This is a genomic window from Intestinimonas sp. HCP28S3_D6 (genome assembly GCF_052065695.1).
GTDB lineage: Bacteria > Bacillota > Clostridia > Oscillospirales > Oscillospiraceae > Intestinimonas.
Window position 1 is genome coordinate 52,960 of the sequence record NZ_JBQHTM010000001.1, and the last position, 18,550, is coordinate 71,509.

The following is an 18,550-nucleotide window of genomic DNA, read 5'->3' on the forward strand; positions in this document are numbered from 1 at the left end:
GTTTTTAAGGAGCGGTTATGGTATACTGTGAGCCAACCAAGGCCGCTCCGGCGGCCAATACTGAGGAGGAACTGCAATTTATGGAGCCCATACCCTTGTCCCTGCCCTTCCTGATGGACGGCGCCACCGGCACCGAGCTGCAAAAGCGGGGCATGCCCGTGGGGGCCTGCACGGAGCAGTGGGCCCTGGAGCACCCGGAGGCCCTGCTGGAGCTCCAGCGGGCCTATGTACACGCCGGCGCCACGGTGCTGGTCGCCCCCACCCTGGGCTGCAATGAGGGCACCCTGGAGGCCTTCGGGCTGGCCGGTCAGATGGAGGAGTATAACCGCCGCCTGGTGGCCCTCACCCGTCAGGCAGCGGAGGGGAAGGCCCTGGTGGCCGGCGACCTGGGCCCCACGGGCAAGGCCATCCCGCCCTATGGGGAGACCCCCTTTGAGGAGCTGGTGGACCTGTACGCCCGGCAGGCGGCGGTGCTGCTGTCGGCGGGGGTGGACCTCTTCCTGGTGGAGAGCGTCATGGCCATGGCGGAGGCCCGAGCGGCGGTGCTGGGCATCCGGAAGGCCGGCGGCGGGGACAGGCCCATCCTGGTGACCTGCTACTGCGACGACGAGGGGCGCACCCCCACCGGCACCGACGTGCTGGCCTGCGCCATCGTCATGCAGGGCATGGGGGTGACCGCCTTCGGCCTCAACTGCGTGGACCCGGCGGTGGCCGAGGAGCAGCTCACCCGGCTCCATCTCTATACGGATATGCCCCTCATCGCCGAGCCCTGCGCCGGGGAACCGACAGAGGGTCCGGACGGGCAGTTCATCTACCCGGACAATGTGGAGGAATTCGCCCAGCGTGTGCCCAGCTGGGCGGCGGCGGGGGTGCGGATCTTCGGCGGCTGCTGCGGCACTCACCCCGGCCACATCGCGGCCATCCACAGGGCCATGGACGGCATCGACTTTGCCGCCTTCCCCCCGGTGGTGAAGGACCCCGACGTCATCCCCTGCGCCAGCGAGAAGGAGGCCCGCTTCATTACCCCCGATGTGGACGTGGGGGAGACCATCGAGTGTGGGCCCGGCCTGATGGAGGAGATACTGGAGGCCGAGGAGGTGCGTCCGGTGGGCGCCCTGCGCATCGCCATTCTGGAGGAGGACGACGTGTCCATCTTTGCCGAGGAGCAGTACGCCATCAAGGACGCCCTTTGCCTTTGGTCCGACGTGCCGGAGCTTATGGAGGCGGCCCTTCGGGTCTACCAGGGTCGGGCCTTCTACGACGGCACCGCTGACCTGGAGCCCGAAGTGCTGGAGCGGCTGAGCCGGGAGTACGGCCTTATCTTGCTGTGACCGAAGCCCCGCCGGGCGGGGAGGAGGAGGGTGTGTAAATGGATCACCTGGAGCAGATCAGCGCCATCGTCCAGGCCTGTGAGGACACCGACGGCGTCCTCATCGCCGATCGGGCGGGTATTATTCGGTACCACCGCATTGCCATGAACTACTACTGGAAGGCCGACGAGACCGTGGGGCGCCACATCCTGGAGCTTTACCCGGAGCTGGACGAGGAGAGCAGCACCATCCTGCGGGTCCTGCGGACCGGCCAGGCCATCTATGACCAGCGCCAGGAGATCGTGAACAGCCGGGGGGAGCGGGTGGTGCTGGACGCCACTACGCTCCCCATCTTTGACGGCGGAGCGGTGGTTGGAGCGGTGGACTGTGCCAAGTTCTATGTGGTGGGCCAGCGTATCGTCCGGGGCGGGCGGCGGAACGGCCTCTCCACGCTGGACCGCATCGTGGCCCGGTCCCCGGCCATGGAGACCCTAAAGCACCGGGTGCGGAACGTGGCTCTGCTGGATTCCCCGGTACTCATCTACGGCGAGACCGGCACCGGCAAGGAGCTGGTGGCCGAGTCCCTCCACAGCGAGGGAAAGCGGGGCAACGGCCCCTTTGTCTCCCAGAACTGCGCCGCCATCCCCGCCAATCTGCTGGAGGGGCTGTTCTTCGGCACCGAGCGGGGCAGCTATACGGGGGCGGTGACCCGCAAGGGCCTCTTTGAGGAGGCGGACGGCGGTACCCTCTTCCTGGATGAGATCAACTCCATGCATCCGGGGCTCCAGGCCAAGCTGCTCAAAGTCCTGGAGGAGAAGCGGGTGCGGCGGCTGGGCGGCAGCCAGGAGATCCCCTTCGACGTGCGGATCGTGGCGGCAGTCAACGAGCCGCCTCTTCAGCTGGTCAAAAAGGGAAAGCTGCGGGAGGATCTGTACTACCGCCTGGGGGTGGTGCGGCTCACCCTGCCCCCTCTGCGGGAGAGGCCGGAGGACATTCCGCTTCTGACCAACTACTTCATCGAGCAGTATAACCGCTCCATGCGCCGGAACATCCGGGGGGTCACCGACGGCGTGGCCGAGCGGTTTCTGCGTTACAGCTGGCCGGGCAATATCCGGGAGCTGCGAAACACTGTGGAGAGTGCCTTCGCCGTGGCCAAGGGGGATGTGCTCACCGAGGAGGATGTGGCCGGTAGCCTAGGGGCGTGGACCCTGGAGGAGACGCCGGCCCCTGCCACCGTGCCCGGCCAGGAGCTGCCAGAGGGCTTCTCTCTGACTCAGGCGCTGGAGCGCTATGAGCGGGAGCTGCTCCGACAGGCCATGAGCCAGATGGGTTCCATCTCGGGGGCGGCCCGTCTGCTGGGGATCTCCCGCCAGAACCTGAAGTACAAGCTGCAAAAATTTGACCTGTAAAAAATTTTGCACCTGCAAAAAATTTTGCGGGGTATATCGGATGAAACGGGCCGTCAAGGTCCCACTCGTCGAGGGTGCCAAACAGGCAAAACCCGGTGATGAGAGGGCCTTGACGGCCTTTTGTTGTAAAAATACACGATTTGGCACCGGGCTTGCTCCTATATAAGCTGTAAAACTTGCCGAAGGGCGGAAAGGGCGAGGGATTTGAAACGACTTTGGTACAACGGACGGGTGGTCTCCATGGACAGCCGGATGAGCCGCTGGGAAGCGGTGGGCACCGATGAAGATCGGATCGTCTATCTGGGGAATAGCACCCAGGCACTGACCATGGATTGGGATGAGAAGCGGGATCTGGAGGGAGCCATGGTGCTGCCCGCCTTCAACGATACCCACATGCACATGCTCTACTACGCCATGTTCCAAAAGAACGTGGCCCTCTTCGGGGTGGACTCCATCGAGACCATTGTGGAGCGGTGCCGGGAGAGGATCGAGAAGAACCATCCCGACTATCTGCTGGGAATGGGCTGGAACCAGGAGACCCTGGCGGAGGGTCGGATGCCCCAGCGGGAGGACATGGACCGCATCTCCACCGAGATTCCGGTGTGTATGCTGCGCGCCTGCGCCCACATCGCAGCCTGCAACAGTGTGATGCTGGAGCGCATCCGTGCCCTCCGGGGGGTGGACCCGGAGACCATGAGCCATGTGGATTTCATTCACGGCCTGCTGCGGGAGGACGCCATGCGGCTCTATATGGAGGTCTTCCCCAAGGCGGACGACGACTACGTCCGGGAGCTCATCGAGATCGGGCAGCGGGACCTGAACGCCGCCGGCATCACCTGCGTCCACTCTGACGACCTGAAGGTGATTGCCGGCATGGACCCCGTCCATCTGGTAGAGCTGTTCCGGGACATGGAGGCCCAGGGGCGGCTCACCGTCCGGGTCTACGAGCAGAGCCTGGTGGACCAGACTGATTTTGACCGCTTCCTCGCCGTGCGGGGGGACCCGGCGGACCGGACCAGCCTTTTCCGGGTGGGACCCCGCAAGCTGCTCCAGGACGGCTCCCTGGGGGCCAAGTCCGCCGAGATGATCGACGGCTATGTGGATGACCGGGACAACCACGGTATCCCCATCTATACCGAGGAGGAGCTCTACACCTGGATCAAGGCCGCCCATGACTGTCACATGGACGTGGCGGTCCACGCCATCGGTGACCTGGCCCTGAAAAAGGTGTGCGACGCCATCGAGCGGGCGGAGAAGGAGAACCCCTGGCCCGATCACCGCCACGGCATCGTCCACGCCCAGACCACCACCCCGGCTCTCCTCCGTCGGATGCAGGAGTTGGGGCTCCAGGCCTACATCCAGCCCATCTTCATCGACGCCGACATGCACATCATCGAGCAGAGGGTGGGCCCTGAGCACGCAAAGGACTGCTATAACTGGAAGGCCATGGAGGACCTGGGCCTGCGGGTGAGCGGTGGCTCCGACTGCCCGGTGGAGCCCTTCAACGTGCTGGACAACATGCGCGCGGCCATCACCCGGGAGGACCGGGCGGGTACCATGACCTACCTGCCCGAGCAGGCTCTGAGCGTGGAGCAAGCCGTCCGCCTCTTCACCTCCGACGCGGCCTGGGCCGGCCGGGACGAGGATGTTCGGGGCACCCTGGAGCCGGGCAAGCTGGCCGACCTGGTGGTGCTGGACAGGGACCTCTTTGAGACGGAGCCCCGGGACTTCCCCAAGGTCCGGGTGCTGGAGGCGGTGCTCAATGGCCGGACGGTTTACAGCGGTGAGAAGAAATAAGGTAAGAGGGCAGAAGGAGGAGACAGCATGAAGAAGAAAAACTTTTTCAAGGACATCATCATTGTGGGCCTGGCCCTGTTCGCCACCATGTTCGGAGCGGGCAACCTCATCTTCCCCCCGCAGATTGGCCTGTTCAGCGGTACCCAGTGGGGGCTGGGCGCGCTGGGCCTGCTGCTGGGCGGCATCGTACTGCCGGTGCTGGCCCTGTGGGCGGTCAACAACGTGGGTGAGAACGCCCAGGACCTGATGGGCCACGTGTCCCCCTGGTGCTATAACGCCTACTACCTGATCGGCTGCACCTTCATCGCCATGGGTTCCACCCTACCCAGGAGTGCCGCTACCACCCATGAGCTGGCCATTCAGCCCCTGTTCGGCAATGTACCTATCTGGATCACGGTCGTCGTGTTCTTTGTCCTGGTGTACTTCTTCGCCTGTGATTCCAATTCCGTCATCGACAAGCTGGGCAAATACATGACGCCCATCCTGGTCGTGCTGCTGGCCATCGTGCTCATCAAGGGTGTGATCAGCCCTGTGGGGGAGCCCATTGACACGGGGATCGCCAACCCCTTCGGCGACGCCATCCTTACCGCCTACAACACCGGTGACCTGACAGTGGGCATCATGTTTGCCGGCGTCATCCTGATGGATCTGCGCCGTCGTGGCTACAGCGGAAAGGACAGCAAACGGGGCGGCTTTTTGGCCGGTCTGGTCTCCATCGTGGTGCTCTTCGCCGTCTATGGTACCCTGACCTATATCGGCGCCTGCGCCAGCTCCATCTATCCCCAGGACACTGCCCAGACGGCTCTGCTCTCCGGCATCATCCGGCAGATCATGGGCACCGCCGGCATGGCCTGCCTGGGCTGTGCGGTGGCCCTGGCCTGCCTGACCACCGCCGTGGGCATCGGCACCACCGCCGTCAGCTTTTTCTATGATTTCTTCAAGCACAAGGTGCCCTATCGGGTACTGATGCTCATCGCCTGCCTGATCGGTGTGTTCATGGGTATCACCGGTGTGCAGAATCTGGTAAACTACGTCACCCCCATCTTCCTGGTGGTCTATCCCGCCCTGATCGTCATGACCGCATTGGGCCTGCTCAACAACTTCCTCCCGAACGACGGCCCCTATAAGGGCGGCGTGCTGATGGCGGTGGTGGTGAGCTTAGGTGACGCGGTGCTCAGTGTGAACCCCAACATCGGATGGCTGAAAGGCCTGATGTCCTGTTTCCCCTTCTCCGGTCTGGGCTTTGCCTGGGTGGTCCCCACGCTGATCGGTATGATTGTGGGTGCGGTGATCTGCCGGGGCCGTCCCAAGTATCAGCCCGCCGATGTCGGGGAGGAGGCCGCACAGTCCTGAGTCTTACCCTGGGTAGTGCGACACAAGTAAAAAGAACGCCGCCGGCACTGCCGGCGGCGTTCTCGTGTTTAAAATAAAAAACATGACCGCAAAGCAAAGCTTTGCGGTCATGTGGTGCGCGAGGCGGGAGTCGAACCCGCACGCCCTTGCGAGCACTGGCACCTGAAGCCAGCGAGTCTACCAATTCCACCACTCGCGCAAGTGGTTTGGCGGTTTTTGCTTTCGTGTTGCTCAACGCAAGAAGTATATTACCATAGGCGTGGGGAGATGTCAACAGTTTTTTTCAGATTTTTTCGACAAAGTGGGAGACAGTGCTCCCGAGGCCCGGAGCTGGACCAGCTGGGCGGCCACGCTCAGGGCGATCTCTTCCGGGGTCTCGCCTCCCAGGGGGAGGCCCACCGGCAGGACGATGCGGTCCAGGTCGGTCGGGGAGAACCCCTCGGCGGCCAGGGCGGAGCGGAGGAAGGCCCCCTTCTTCCGGCTGCCCAGGACTCCAAGGAAGGCGGGCTCTGCCGGCAGAATGGCCCGGAGAAGAGTGAGGTCCAGGCCGTGGCTCCGGCTCATAAGGAGGGCGCAGTCCTCCGGGCCGGGCAGATCGTAGGGGGAGAGACGCTCCAGATTCCGGCAGCGGACCTCCTCCGCGCCGGGAAAGCGCTCCTGCCGGGCAAAGTCCGGCCGGTCGTCCAGCACGGTGCAGGCAAAGCCCATCCGGGCCAGCAGTCCGGCGGTTTCCACCGCCACGTGGCCGGCGCCGTAGAGCAAGACCCGGCAGGGCCGGCGCAGATCCAGCCAGAAGGAGGGCTCGCCGTGGGGGCCAGGGATCAGCCCCGCCGCGCCGCCCGCCCTCTCCGGCCGGCGGTCCAGAAGCCGGGGAGGGCCGGAGGTCTCCCACACCAGGCAGCCCGGCGTTCCGGCGGCCAGGCGGTCCGCCGCCTCCGCCAGGGCAGCGCGCAGGGCGCCGTCCCCGGCGGGGAGGGCCTGGAGCCACAGGGTCACGTCGGCGTTTTGGCGGTCACGGGAGATCAGGCCGTCGTGCTCCAGGGAGAAGGAGACCAGCCCGCCGCCGCCCCGGGACAACCGCTCCAGGGCCAGTTCCCGGGCACGGGCCTCCAGCAGGCCGCCCCCCACGGTGCCCAGAGTGGGGACGCCCGGCTCTGTCAGCATCAGCGCCCCCGGCCCCCGGGGCGCTGAGCCGGTCCGTTCCGCCACCCCGGCCAGAGCCAGGCTCCGCCCCTGGGCCAGCCGATGGACGGCCTCCCGCAGCAGCACTTCCATGCTCACTCCACCATAGCCAGCTGAGGCAGCAGCTCCAGGAGGAGGCGGGCCCCCTCCTCGTTCATCCGCCGTTCCAGCTCCCGGTAGCCTGCCAGGAGATCCCGCCCCAGGGGCGTGAGCCGGGAGCCGCCTCCCCGCCGTCCTCCGGCCTCCCGTTCCAGCAGGGGGAAACCCAGGGCCTGCTCACAGGCCCGCAGGCTGGTCCAGGCTTTGGAATAGGCCATGTCGGCCTCCGCCGCCGCGGCCCGAAGGGAGCCCAGCCGGTCGGTGGCCTCCAGAAGGGCGGCGGGGCCAGGTCCGAAGCATTTTTCACCGCCGAAAAAGAGCCTGATGGACATTCGGACCTCCAGTGCCAGTTCTTCCATGGAATCGCCGCCTTTCGTGTTTTGTTATCTGCATTATACCGGTTTGACTTACAGGATGCAATATGCTATTCTAAGGATAACGGCACAGGATTTATGGAAATGTATCGTATAAAGTATAAAATGGAACCGGTGATTTTTGAAAAAAGATGCGTTGCACATCTGGGGACCAAAGGCCGGAAGGCGCCGCTGCCCGGTCTTTGGTTTTGTTCCCCTTGCATTATTCTGAGAAAAACATAACGGAGGGATGGCTATGGAGCTCCTGGAGGCCCTGGCGCTGCCGGCGGGGGGCTGGACCTGCCTGGTGGGCGGCGGGGGCAAGAGCAGTCTCATGCTGCGGCTGGTGGGGGAGCGGGCCGGGCGGGGCCTGCCCGCCCTGGCCGCCACCACCACCCACATCGGAGTGGAGCAGGGCCGGGCTGCCGGTCCCCTGGCGGGGACCCTGGAGGCGCTGGAGGTGGCCCGGAGGGCGGGCCTCACCGCCTGCGCCGCCCGGCCTGAGCCGGAGACGGGCAAGCTCACCGCCCCGCCGACGGAGGTGCTGGACCGGGGTCTGGCCCTCTTCGGCTTCGGGGTGGCCGAGGCCGACGGGTCCAAACGGCTGCCCATGAAGGCCCCTGCGGGCCACGAGCCCTGTCTCATCCCCGGCTGTGCCGCCGTGGCGGCGGTAGCGGGGCTGTCCGCCCTGGGACGTCCCCTGGGGGAGGTCTGCCACCGGCCCCACCTGGCCTGCGCCCTGCTGGGGGTGGGAGAGGAGACCCTTGTTACCCCGGCCCTGCTGGCCCGGCTCCTCACCCACGAGGCGGGGCAGTTCAAGGGGGTGGGGGACCCGAGAAAGTTCCGGGTCCTCCTGAACCAGGCCGACGGGCCGGCGGAGCTGGCCCTGGCCCGGGAGACCGCCCGGCAGATTCAGGCATATCTGCCGGGTACCCGGGTGGTGGCCGCTGCCCTCCGGGAGAAGGAATGTGTCAAAGAGGTGTTTGTATGCTGATCGTCGTAAAGGGAGCGGGGGATCTGGCCACGGGGATCGCCTGCCGGCTGTTCCGGGCAGGGTGCTCCGTGGTGATGACCGAGACCGCCCAGCCCACCACCGTGCGCTGCACCGTGGCCTTCTCCCAGGCGGTGTACCGGGGGACGGCGGAGGTGGAGGGAATCACCGCCCTCCTGGTTCAGAGTCCCCAGGAGGCCCTGGACTGCGTCCGGACGGGCAAGGTGGCGGTGCTGGTGGACCCGGAGGGGGCCTGTGTCCCCGCTCTGAAGCCCGACGGGGTGGTGGACGCCGTCCTGGCCAAGAAAAACCTGGGAACCGCCCTCACGGACGCCCCCGCTGTGGTGGGGGTGGGTCCCGGCTTCACCCCCGGGGTGGACTGCCACGCCGCCGTGGAGACCCAGCGGGGCCACGATCTGGGCAGGGTGCTGTGGGATCGCTCCCCGGCCCCCAACACCGGCGTCCCCGGCGACATCGGCGGCTATACCATTGAGCGGCTCCTCCGGGCCCCGGCGGAGGGGAGCTTCGTCCCCCTGGCCGCCATCGGCGACACGGTGCAGGCGGGGCAGACCGTGGGCCGGGTGGGGGAGGCCCCCATGCAGGCCCAGATCACCGGTGTGGTCCGGGGCCTGCTGCCGGAGGGCACGCCGGTCTTTGCCGGTATGAAGGCGGGGGATGTGGACCCCAGATGCCGCCGGGAGCACTGCTTCTCCGTCTCGGACAAGGCCCGGGCGGTGGGCGGCGGGGTCCTGGAGGCCCTCATGTGTCAATGGAGCAAGGGAGGAGAGATACAATGGCATCGGACATCCAACTGACCAAGCTGGCCGAGTGCGCCGGCTGCGGCGCCAAGGTGGGGGCAGGGGTCCTGGCCCAGCTGCTGGAGGGCCTGCCCACCCGCACCGACCCCAAGCTGCTGGTGGGCTACGACACCAGCGACGACGCCTCGGTGTACCAGCTCTCCGACGACCTGGCCCTGGTCCAGACGGTGGACTTCTTCCCGCCCATCGTGGACGACCCCTACCTCTTCGGCCAGATCGCGGCGGCCAACGCCATCAGCGACGTGTACGCCATGGGGGGCGAGCCCAAGCTGGCCCTCAACGTCATGTGCGTCTCCCCCCAGATGGACCGGGAGGCCGTCCACGGCGTCCTCCGGGGGGGCTATGAGAAGGCCTACGAGGCGGGGACCATCATCACCGGCGGCCACACCATCCAGGATAAGGAGCCCAAGTACGGCCTGGCGGTGTCCGGCTTCGTGCACCCGGGGCGCATCCTCCGCAACGACCGGGCCCGGCCGGGGGACGTGCTGATCCTCACCAAGGCCCTGGGCATCGGGGTCACCACCACCGCCGCCAAGGCGGGGCTGGCCGCCCCGGAGCTCTACCGCCAGGCGGTGGAGCAGATGCGCACCCTCAACAAGACGGCCCGGGACATCATGGTGAACTTCGACGTGGGCAGCTGCACCGACGTCACCGGCTTCGGCCTCCTGGGCCACAGTCTGGAGATGGCCCGGGGGGGCGGGGCCACGGTGGTCATCGAGAGCGGGCACATCCCCTTCCTGCCCGGGGTGCGGTCCCTGGCCGAGATGGGGCTCCTCCCCGAGGGCATGTATCGCAACCGCCACTTCGCCGAGTCCTCCACCAAGGTGGAGGGGGAGGTGCCCCTGGCCATCCAGGACCTCCTCTACGACCCCCAGACCTCTGGCGGTCTCCTCATCGCAGTTGCTGAGAAGGACGCCCAGGAGCTCCTCTCCGCCCTGAGGGACCGCATCCCCTGTGCCGCCCAGGTGGGCTATGTGGAGGCCAAGCGGGAGGACTGCTCCATCGTGGTGAAGCCGTGAGGGAGACCTATCAACTGCTGGCCTTTGACAGCACCCACGCCGCCATCGCGGCGGAGCGGGCTTTGAAAACCAGAATGCCGGTGACGGTGATGCCCACCCTGCGGCAGATCACCGCCGCCTGCGGCATTTCGCTCCGGATCGAGGACGGGGACGGCCCGGCCCTGGACGGAGCTTTGAAGGACGGCCTGGTGCCACCGGGGGCATACCGGCGTTATAGAGTGGAGGACGGGGTACCCGTCCTCTCTGGCTGTTGAAAAAGTGGTGACACGCAAGATGTGCCACGGGGGAAAAGTGTGAAAGGAGGGCGGTGAGCCCCCACTTTCGCGTGTAGTCAGGAACTTTTTCGATGGAATCGAAAAAGTCAGCAGCTTGTTGAAAAAGCCCTTTTGGGCTCTTTCAACAAGCTGGGAGGACGGGGTGCCCGTCCTGTGGAACGATGATACAGGAAAGGTGGAGAAGAGCGATGGCAGTGGAAATTGACGCCAAGGGCAAGGCCTGCCCCATGCCGGTGGTCCTGGCCAAGCAGGCCCTTGACGGCGGCGAGAACGATGTGACGGTGGTGGTGGACAACCAGATCGCCGTGGAGAACCTGACCCGGCTGGCCGAGAGCCAGGGCATGACGGCGGTGAGCGCGCCCCGGGTGGGCGGCTTTGCCGTGCGCATTACCGGCGAGCGGAAGGCGGCCCCCGCCCCCGAGCCGGTGGCCTGCTGCCCCACGGCCCCCGGCGGCGCCACGGTGTTCATCGGCAAGGACTTTGTGGGCGACGGCAGCCGGGAGCTGGGGGAGAACCTGATGAAGATGTTCCTCTACACCCTGGCCCAGAGCGACACGCCCCCAGCCTGCCTCCTCTTCATGAACGGCGGCGTGAAGCTGCCCTCCGGGGAGGAGCCTCAGGTCATCGAGAGCCTGAAGAGCCTTTTGGACAAGGGCTGCGAGATCCTGGTGTGCGGCACCTGCCTCAACTACTTCGGCCTTACAGAGCAGCTGAAGGTGGGCACCGTCAGCAATATGTACGACATCGCGGGACGGCTCCTGACCGCCCCCCATGTAGTCACGGTGTAAAAAGACAAAAAATCGCCTCTCCCGATAGGAGAGGCGATTTTTTTATGCAGCGGACCTTGCCATGCGCAGGGAGGCCAGGGACAGGAGGGCGGCGGCGGTGCAGCAGGCCATGCAGAAGAGCAGCATGGCGTTGGGGCCGCCCAGGTCCAGGATGGACCCGGCGAAGAGGCTCCCCAGCACCCCACCCAGGCCGTTGGAGGCCACCATCATCAAAGTCTGGCCCTTCACCTGGTCCTCGGCGGGCACGGAGTCGTTGACGTAGTACACCGAGGTTGGGGTAAAGAGGCCGTAGCCCAGCATTTGGAGGGGCTGGGACAGGAGGACGAAGGGGAGGGAGGGGGAGAGGAAGAGGGCCAGGGCCTTGAAGAAGCAGAAGACCATGCTCAGCAGGAGGAGGCGGCCGCCCCCCAGGCGGCGGTAGAGCCGCTGGAAGAAGAAGGCGGTGGGCAGCTCGAAGCCGGCCATGATGAAGAGGGCCACCCCCAGATCTCCGGCGGTACCGCCCCGGCTGGTGACCACGTTGACCAGGAAGTTGGACATGGGCAGGCACCCGGTGAGGCCGAAGAGAATGGCCAGCAGCATGAGGGCAAAGGCGGGGTTCTGCCGCAGGAGCCACAGGGCGGAGTGGGGGGCGGGGGCCGGTCCGGCGGTGCTCTCCTCCACCGGGCAGACGGGGTAGGTGATGACCAGGACGATCTCCAAGGCGGTGAGGACGGCGTGGGTGATGAGGGTGGTCTCCACCCCCCAGGCGGTGACCTGCAATCCCAGGGCCACGCAGCACACGGCGTAGGCCAGGGAGCCCACCCCCCGGCCCAGGCTGTACCGGATGGGCACGCCCTTCTGAATGAACTGGATGGCCATGGCGTCCATCAGGGGGTAGGAGGTGATCTCAAAGCCGCCCATGAGGATGAGGACGGCCATGGTCCCCGCCATGCCCATGGGGCACAGGAGAAAGACCACCCCGGCGACAAGGCCCACCCCCAGGGCCAGGGAGACGATGAGCCGCAGGGGAATGCGGGGGTGGCGGTCGGCGAAGGAGCCCAGGGCGGGCTGGCAGACGATGCCGGCCAGGCACCGGACGGCGATGAGGAGGCCGGTCTCGGCGTTGGTGAAGCCCCGGCTGGTGAGCAGGGCGGCCTGGTAGGCGCAGATGGCGGCGAACATGGCCCAGAAGCCGATCTGCATGGCCATATAGTGGTAGTCCAGACGGCGGACGGAGGGCATGGTGCATTACCTCACAGTCAAAGCGGTCAATTTGTGCCTAGGGCCGGCTTTTCCGCCGCCGGCGGGTCCAGGGCGTACTGGGGCTGGGCGGTGTCGTTGGGGAAGAAATCGAAGAGCTCATCCAGAGCGGTGGAGCCGGCGGTGTACATGACGATGACCAGGTCGGGCTCCAGCCAGTCCACGTAGGTGAGCAGGTCGTCGTTGAAATACCGCAGGTCGATGGTGATGAGCTCCCCGCAGTCCAGGGCCAGGAAGGGGGTGAGCACGCAGGCGTAGGAGTCCCGCAGGAGCATGATCCGGGGCCGGTCCGGGGCGAGCAGGTTGTAGATCCGGGCCATGGGGTAGTCCCCGCCGGCGTAGAGGGTGTAGGGGTTGCCGTTGAAGAAGTCCTTCTCCTCAATGCGCTCCGGGAAGAGGAGGGACTCTTCAAAGGGGCCGGTGCGCTCCATGTCGTAGATGGGGATGGAGTAGGTGAAGTCGGTGTCGAAGTTGGGTTTCCAGATCTCGATATCGTCTACCCCGGCGTACAGGGAGCCCACCCGCTTGCCCTGACTGCCCAAGAAGAAGTCGGACAGATTGGTCCGGGTAAAGGCGGCGGGGTCGGTGTTCTCCTCCGGGATGGTGAAACCGTAGTCGGTCTCCAGCACCTGGGCCAGGGCCTGGTGGGCGGTGAAGGCGGCCTCCGGCGTCCAGTGGTGGTCGGTGCGGAAGAAGAAGGAGGACCAGACCCGGCCGGTGTCGGTCAGGGTCTTTCGCAGGTCCAGGGTGACCACGCCGTTCTCCGAGAGCACCGAGAGGATCTGGTCGGCGTAGTCGTTGCCGTAATCGGTCACACCTGTGGGGAGATGGTCGTCATTTTCCTGGAGCTTCTGGGGGGCCTGGACGTAGAGGAGGGGGACCTCCCGCTGGGCCAGGGCCTGGGAGAGCCGCACCACCGACCGGCCATTGCCGGTGACGTCCTTGGGCTCGGCGTTGATGAAGGTAATGGTGCCGTCGGTGAGCTTCACCACCGAGTACTGGGGGTCCACGTCCTCCACCACCGTCCGGTCGGAGAGGGCCTGGACGCCGCCGTAGAGCTCAATGAAGAGGTGGCCCTTGTCCAGGGCGCTGTTGGCGGCGGCGTCGGCGGTGGAGAGGAAGTCCTGGAGCCGCTCAAAAGGGGGCTCCGTCTTGACGGGCACCGCTTCGCCTCCCTGGCCGGGGGAGGCGCGGCCGTCCCGCAGGCCTGCCTGGGCGGTATAGGCGGCGCTGCGGGTGGGAAGGCGTACCCCTTCACAGGCAGGGACGGTGGGGGCCAGGCCGGTGAGGAGCAATATGGCGCCGGCGGCCATGGCGCACAGGAAGAGGACGGCGCCGGTGCTGCTGTGTGAGGGGACCATGGGGCGCCCTCCTTTCGGGTCAGAAATTGAAGTAGATGAAGGGGTTGTAGGTCCCCTTCACCAAAAAGGCGGCGGCGGCCAGGAAGATGAGGAGGAGCCCCAGGCCGTACACCCCGTCCCACAGGGGGAAGACGTGGCGGGCGTACTGGCCGAAGTAGGCCTCTACCTTCCGGGTGAGCCAGGGGGCAATGGGGAAGGAAAAGAAAACGGCAAGTAGAATCACAATCCAATATTGCTCCCAGTAGTAGGCCACCTGGAGATCCGGCCCGCCGCCCTGGCCAAACATGGCCTGGAGAAAGGCGCCGCAGGCGGTGAGGGAGTCGGCCCGGAAGAGGACCCAGCCGAAGTTGACCATGAGGAAGGTCCAGGCCCAGCCCAGGATTTTGGGCCAGGAGAGAACCTGACCGGTGGTCTTTTCAAAGACCAGCAACAGGAAGTAGAAGAGTCCCCAGCAAATAAAGGTCCAGTTGGCGCCGTGCCACACACCGGTGAGGAGCCACACCACGAAGAGGTTCCGCAAGGTCTTGCCCTTCCCGTGGCGGCTTCCCCCCAGGGGGATGTAGACATAATCCCGAAACCAGGTGGACAGGGAGATGTGCCACCGCCGCCAGAACTCGGTCACCGAGCGAGAGACATAGGGCCAGTTGAAGTTCTCCAAAAAGTGGAAGCCGAACATGCGGCCCAGGCCGATGGCCATGTCGGAGTAGCCGGAGAAGTCGTAGTAGATCTGGAGGGTGTAGCACAAGGAACCCAGCCAGGCGAAAGCGGTGGAGAGGCTGCCGGCGGGGGTGTCCCAGGCGGCGTCGGCCACCAGGGCCAGCTGGTTGGAGAGGAGGACCTTCTTGCCCAGGCCCACCAGGAAGCGGCAGCACCCGGCGGAGAAGTCGTTCCAGGTCTCCTTGCGGCCCTGGATCTCATCGGCCACGGTGGCATATTTCACGATGGGGCCGGCGATGAACTGGGGAAAGAGGGAGATATAGAGGCCCAGGCCGAAGGGGCTGCGCTGGACCTGGGCGGTGCCCATGGCCACGTCCAGCACGTAGCTCAGGGCCTGGAAGGTGAAGAAGGAGATGCCGATGGGCAGCTCGATGACGGGGATGGGGGTGTTGAGGCCCAGCAGGTTCAGGTTCTTCAGGGTGAAGGTGAGGTACTTGAACACAAAAAGGAGCCCCAGGTTGCACACACAGGCGGCGGCCACGGGGAGAAGGAGCCTTCTGCCCCGCCGCTTCCAGGTGTGCACCCAGAGGCCGAAGAGGTAGTTTGCAAGAATGGAGGCCATCATCACCAGGACGAACCAGGGCTCCCCCCAGGCGTAGAAGAGGAGGGAGGCGGCCAGGAGCAGCAGGTTCTGGGCCCGGCGCATCCCCCGGAAGACGACATAGTACCCCAGGAGCACCGCGGGGAGAAAGGCGAAGAGAAAGACGGAGCTGGAGAAGAGCATGGGCGGGACTCCTTTGTGTGAGGGTTTCAGGTGAGGTAGCGGCCCACCGCCGGCAGCTTGTGGAGAAGCCAGGAGAGGGCGTAGCTGGGGATAAAAATGACCGGGGTCAGGAGGGGCACCGCCACCGCCGCCGGAATGGGCGGGATGGCCAGACCGAAGTGGCGCAGGAGGGTGAGAAAGACCACATGGGAGAGGTAGACACCGAAGCCGCAGGCGGCTATGGCGCTGACCTGTCCCTTCCGGGAGCGCTCGTCGCTCACCCCCAGCACATAGCGGAAGAGGACGAAGACCGCCACCGACATGGCGGCCACGTTGGGGGTGAGGTAGCTATACAGGGTGGTGTCCAACCCGCCGGAGCGGGTGGAGAGGAGGGCGGTCCCGCCCACCGTGGCCACAGCCCCGGCGATGCCCAGCAGGTAGATGAGCCACTCGGCCACCCGGCCCAGGGTGTAGGTCTTTAAGTAGTAGCCCGCCACAAAATAGCCCACGTAGGCAAGGGGCGGAAAGGCCAGAGTAAAATTGAGGTAGAAGCGGTTGGCGTAGAGGGCGACGGTCTGACTCCCCCTGAGCCGGAGGAAGAGGGGGAGGACCAGCATAAGGACGGCGTAAATGAGGAAGAACCAGTGGAGGTCCCCCCGGGAGGCGCCACGGATGAAGGCGCGGAGGAGGGGCGTGAGCAGGTAGAGGCCCATCATCATGGTGAGGAACCACAGGTGGGTCTCGGTGTTGCCCAGCACCACGGCGTAGAGGGCGTGGGGGAGGCTGTCCAGGCTCAGGACACCGTTGAGGAAATCATAGAGTAGGTGGTAGGCTATGCCCCAGAAGAAGAGGGCGGTGACCATCCGCAGAAAATAGCGGAAGAAGAGGGTGGGCAGGGAGAGGGATTTCTTTGGGTCCAGCAGGAACATGCCGCTGCACATGACAAAGACGGGGACGGCCCAACGGGTGAGGCTGTCCCAGGCGTTGAGGGCGTGCCAGTCCGCCGTCCCCACGGGGAGGGACTCCAGCCACCCCCCGGAGACGTGGATGATGATGACGGCCAGCATGGCGGCCACCCGCATCAGATCGGCATAGACCAGCCGACCGCCTTCCTGTTTCCCTGCCATGTCCTCACCCCTTGTCCGGGACGATCTCGATCCAGTAGCCGTCCGGGTCCTCAATGAAGTAGATCCCCATAGCGGGATTTTCAAAGCAGATGCAGCCCATCTCCTGGTGCTTCTGGTGGGCGGCGTCCAAGTCGGGCACGGTGAAGGCCAGGTGGAACTCCCCCTCGCCCAGGTCGTAGGGCTCGGTACGGTCCTTGAGCCAGGTGAGCTCCAGCGTGAAGGCGGAGACACCGTCCCCCAGGTAGACCAACCGGAAGGAACCGTCACTGGCCTCCTTCTCACGGACGGGGGTCAGTCCCAGGGCGTCCTTGTAGAAGGCGAGGCTCCGTTCCAGGTCCAGGACGTTAAAATTAAAGTGGTTAAAGGTGAACATGGTCGTAACTCCTTTGGCAAATATAGAAAAGTATAACATATCAGGGCATTGCCGTGCAACGGTCAACGGCCCAACAGCTCCTCGGCGATGCGGCGGCCGGTGGGGGTGGCGGCCAGACCGCCGCCGCCGGTCTCCCGGAGGGAGGCGGGAAGGACGTCGCCCACGGCGCGCATGGCGTCGATGACCTCGTCGCAGGGGATAGGGCTCTCCACCCCGGCCAGGGCCAGCTCGGCGGCGGTGAGGGCGTTGACGGCGCCGATGACGTTGCGCTTGACGCAGGGCAGCTCCACCAGCCCGGCCACCGGGTCGCACACCAGGCCCATCAGGTTCTGGAGGGCGGTGGCGCAGGCCCGGGCCATCTGCTCCGGGGTGCCCCCCATGAGGGAGACCAGGGCGGCGGCGGCCATGGCGGAGGCCGAGCCCACCTCGGCCTGGCAGCCGCCTTCGGCCCCGGCGATGGAGGCCCGGGTGGCGATGACCTGGCCGAAGCCGGCGGCCACATAGAGGGCCTGGACCATCTGCTCGTCGGAAAAGCCGTACTTCTCCTTCATGGGCAGCAGCACGGCGGGGAGGACGCCGCTGGCCCCGGCGGTGGGGGCGGCCACGATGCGGCCCATGCAGGCGTTGCATTCGCCCACCTTCAACGCGGTGGCCATGACGGCGGTGAGCACCGGGCCGCACAAGCCGATCTGAGCCTGTTCGACTTTAGCACCGTCGCCGCCGGTGAGGCCGCAGGCGGAACGGCGCTCCGGGTCGTAGTTGGTCACGGACTCCTCCATGGCCCGCCAGAGCCCCGTCATCTTCTCCCAGGAGGCCTCCCGCGCCACCCCCCGGTCGCTGAGGTCATCCAGGAGGACGGCCTCCCACACCGGGACGGACTCCGATGCCCGGAGGAGGCTCTCCACAGAACCGAATGCCATTTCAATGTCCCCCTTCCATGTCCAGGTAGGTCACCCGGACGATGCCCGGGGAGGAGCGCAGCTCCTCCACAGCCTCGTCCCAGATGGGCTGGTCGCTCTCCAGCACCATGACGGCCAGCCCGCCCCGCTTGTCCCGGTAGAGCTGCATGGTGGCGATGTTCACCTGCCGCCGGGAGAGGATGGCGGAGACTTCGGCCACGGCGCCGGGCCGGTCCTGGTTGCGGATGATGAGGGTGGGGTAGTCGCCGGTGAAGGTGGCCTCCATGCCGTCGATGGCGTTGACCCGCACCCGGCCGCCCCCCAGGGAGGAGGCGTTGACCTCCATCTCCCGGCCCTGGGCGTCCCGGACCCGGAGGAGGACGGTGTTGGGGTGGGCACCCCGGAGGACGGCGGTAGAGATGCTCAGCTCCATGCCGGCCTCTTTGGCCAGGACGAAGGCCTGAGGGATGCGGGGGTCATCGGGGGCCATGTCCAGCAGCCCGGCCACCAAAGCCCGATCGGTGCCGTGGCCCTTGCCGGTGGCGGCAAAGGAGCCGTGGAGGAGGAGCTGGGCGGAGACGGGCTGACTGCCCAGCAGGTGCCGGGTAATGAGCCCGATCCGCACCGCCCCGGCGGTGTGGGAGGACGACGGCCCCACCATAATGGGGCCCATAATGTCGAAAATGTTCATAGGAAACTCCTTGTTGAGAGTGAGAAAAGAGGTGGGTGGGGCC

At 66.0% G+C, this 18,550-nt stretch carries 18 protein-coding genes and 1 tRNA gene; 9 read left to right on the top strand and 10 right to left on the bottom strand.

Annotated elements, in window-relative coordinates; translation table 11 throughout:
• The first annotated feature begins 17 nt into the window (after positions 1-17).
• The 4 genes from ACTNBK_RS00280 to ACTNBK_RS00295 all read left to right on the top strand — a co-directional run bounded on the left by ACTNBK_RS00280 (position 18) and on the right by ACTNBK_RS00295 (position 5,869).
• The gene (locus ACTNBK_RS00280; RefSeq protein WP_441142617.1) at positions 18-1,331 is read left to right on the top strand and encodes a homocysteine S-methyltransferase family protein; all 1,314 of its coding nucleotides are present in this window, start codon (positions 18-20) and stop codon (positions 1,329-1,331) included.
• 38 nt (positions 1,332-1,369) lie between these two features.
• Positions 1,370-2,719, top strand: a complete 1,350-nt coding sequence (locus tag ACTNBK_RS00285; protein WP_441142619.1) for a sigma-54 interaction domain-containing protein — start codon at positions 1,370-1,372, stop codon at positions 2,717-2,719.
• Positions 2,720-2,923: 204 nt separating this feature from the next.
• Positions 2,924-4,516, top strand: a complete 1,593-nt coding sequence (locus ACTNBK_RS00290; RefSeq protein WP_441142621.1) for an amidohydrolase — start codon at positions 2,924-2,926, stop codon at positions 4,514-4,516.
• 27 nt (positions 4,517-4,543) lie between these two features.
• Complete coding sequence (locus ACTNBK_RS00295) at positions 4,544-5,869, top strand: branched-chain amino acid transport system II carrier protein (RefSeq protein WP_441142623.1); 1,326 nt, start codon at positions 4,544-4,546, stop codon at positions 5,867-5,869.
• A 112-nt stretch (positions 5,870-5,981) separates the two neighbouring features.
• Here ACTNBK_RS00295 and ACTNBK_RS00300 read toward each other — a convergent pair.
• The 3 genes from ACTNBK_RS00300 to ACTNBK_RS00310 all read right to left on the bottom strand — a co-directional run bounded on the left by ACTNBK_RS00300 (position 5,982) and on the right by ACTNBK_RS00310 (position 7,509).
• Positions 5,982-6,068, bottom strand: a tRNA-Leu gene (locus ACTNBK_RS00300).
• A 71-nt stretch (positions 6,069-6,139) separates the two neighbouring features.
• Positions 6,140-7,144 (bottom strand): XdhC family protein, encoded by a 1,005-nt coding sequence (locus tag ACTNBK_RS00305; protein WP_441142625.1) that lies wholly within the window; start codon positions 7,142-7,144, stop codon positions 6,140-6,142.
• 2 nt (positions 7,145-7,146) lie between these two features.
• Positions 7,147-7,509, bottom strand: a complete 363-nt coding sequence (locus ACTNBK_RS00310) for a winged helix-turn-helix domain-containing protein (RefSeq protein ID WP_441142627.1) — start codon at positions 7,507-7,509, stop codon at positions 7,147-7,149.
• Between the two features lie 250 nt (positions 7,510-7,759).
• Here ACTNBK_RS00310 and yqeC point away from each other — a divergent pair, with 250 nt between their 5' ends.
• The 5 genes from yqeC to yedF all read left to right on the top strand — a co-directional run bounded on the left by yqeC (position 7,760) and on the right by yedF (position 11,394).
• Positions 7,760-8,497: a selenium cofactor biosynthesis protein YqeC gene (gene yqeC / locus ACTNBK_RS00315; RefSeq protein WP_441142629.1), complete on the top strand. Its 738-nt coding sequence runs from the start codon at positions 7,760-7,762 to the stop codon at positions 8,495-8,497.
• The gene (gene yqeB / locus ACTNBK_RS00320; protein WP_441142631.1) at positions 8,491-9,309 is read left to right on the top strand and encodes a selenium-dependent molybdenum cofactor biosynthesis protein YqeB; all 819 of its coding nucleotides are present in this window, start codon (positions 8,491-8,493) and stop codon (positions 9,307-9,309) included. Before yqeC ends, yqeB begins: the two co-directional genes overlap by 7 nt.
• The gene (selD, locus tag ACTNBK_RS00325; RefSeq protein ID WP_441142632.1) at positions 9,288-10,331 is read left to right on the top strand and encodes a selenide, water dikinase SelD; all 1,044 of its coding nucleotides are present in this window, start codon (positions 9,288-9,290) and stop codon (positions 10,329-10,331) included. Before yqeB ends, selD begins: the two co-directional genes overlap by 22 nt.
• The gene (locus ACTNBK_RS00330; protein ID WP_441142634.1) at positions 10,328-10,585 is read left to right on the top strand and encodes a DUF3343 domain-containing protein; all 258 of its coding nucleotides are present in this window, start codon (positions 10,328-10,330) and stop codon (positions 10,583-10,585) included. Before selD ends, ACTNBK_RS00330 begins: the two co-directional genes overlap by 4 nt.
• Before the next feature lie 209 nt (positions 10,586-10,794).
• The gene (gene yedF / locus ACTNBK_RS00335) at positions 10,795-11,394 is read left to right on the top strand and encodes a sulfurtransferase-like selenium metabolism protein YedF (RefSeq protein ID WP_441142636.1); all 600 of its coding nucleotides are present in this window, start codon (positions 10,795-10,797) and stop codon (positions 11,392-11,394) included.
• A 42-nt stretch (positions 11,395-11,436) separates the two neighbouring features.
• On the opposite strand, the gene ACTNBK_RS00340 is transcribed toward yedF, so the two are convergent.
• The 7 genes from ACTNBK_RS00340 to sdaAB form a co-directional block, all read right to left on the bottom strand.
• A complete protein-coding gene (locus tag ACTNBK_RS00340; RefSeq protein ID WP_441142638.1) occupies positions 11,437-12,618 on the bottom strand; it encodes an MFS transporter in 1,182 nt (393 codons plus the stop codon).
• Between the two features lie 26 nt (positions 12,619-12,644).
• A complete protein-coding gene (locus ACTNBK_RS00345; protein ID WP_441142640.1) occupies positions 12,645-13,997 on the bottom strand; it encodes an alginate O-acetyltransferase AlgX-related protein in 1,353 nt (450 codons plus the stop codon).
• A 19-nt stretch (positions 13,998-14,016) separates the two neighbouring features.
• On the bottom strand, positions 14,017-15,438 hold the full coding sequence (locus ACTNBK_RS00350) for an MBOAT family O-acyltransferase (RefSeq protein WP_441142642.1): 1,422 nt from the start codon (positions 15,436-15,438) through the stop codon (positions 14,017-14,019).
• A 26-nt stretch (positions 15,439-15,464) separates the two neighbouring features.
• On the bottom strand, positions 15,465-16,544 hold the full coding sequence (locus ACTNBK_RS00355; protein ID WP_441142644.1) for an acyltransferase: 1,080 nt from the start codon (positions 16,542-16,544) through the stop codon (positions 15,465-15,467).
• Positions 16,545-16,548: 4 nt separating this feature from the next.
• Positions 16,549-16,917, bottom strand: coding sequence for a VOC family protein (locus ACTNBK_RS00360; RefSeq protein WP_441142645.1), 369 nt, complete (start codon positions 16,915-16,917; stop codon positions 16,549-16,551).
• A 62-nt stretch (positions 16,918-16,979) separates the two neighbouring features.
• A complete protein-coding gene (gene sdaAA / locus ACTNBK_RS00365) occupies positions 16,980-17,837 on the bottom strand; it encodes an L-serine ammonia-lyase, iron-sulfur-dependent, subunit alpha (RefSeq protein ID WP_441142647.1) in 858 nt (285 codons plus the stop codon).
• 1 nt (position 17,838) lies between these two features.
• On the bottom strand, positions 17,839-18,507 hold the full coding sequence (gene sdaAB / locus ACTNBK_RS00370) for an L-serine ammonia-lyase, iron-sulfur-dependent subunit beta (protein ID WP_441142649.1): 669 nt from the start codon (positions 18,505-18,507) through the stop codon (positions 17,839-17,841).
• Positions 18,508-18,550: the final 43 nt, after the last annotated feature.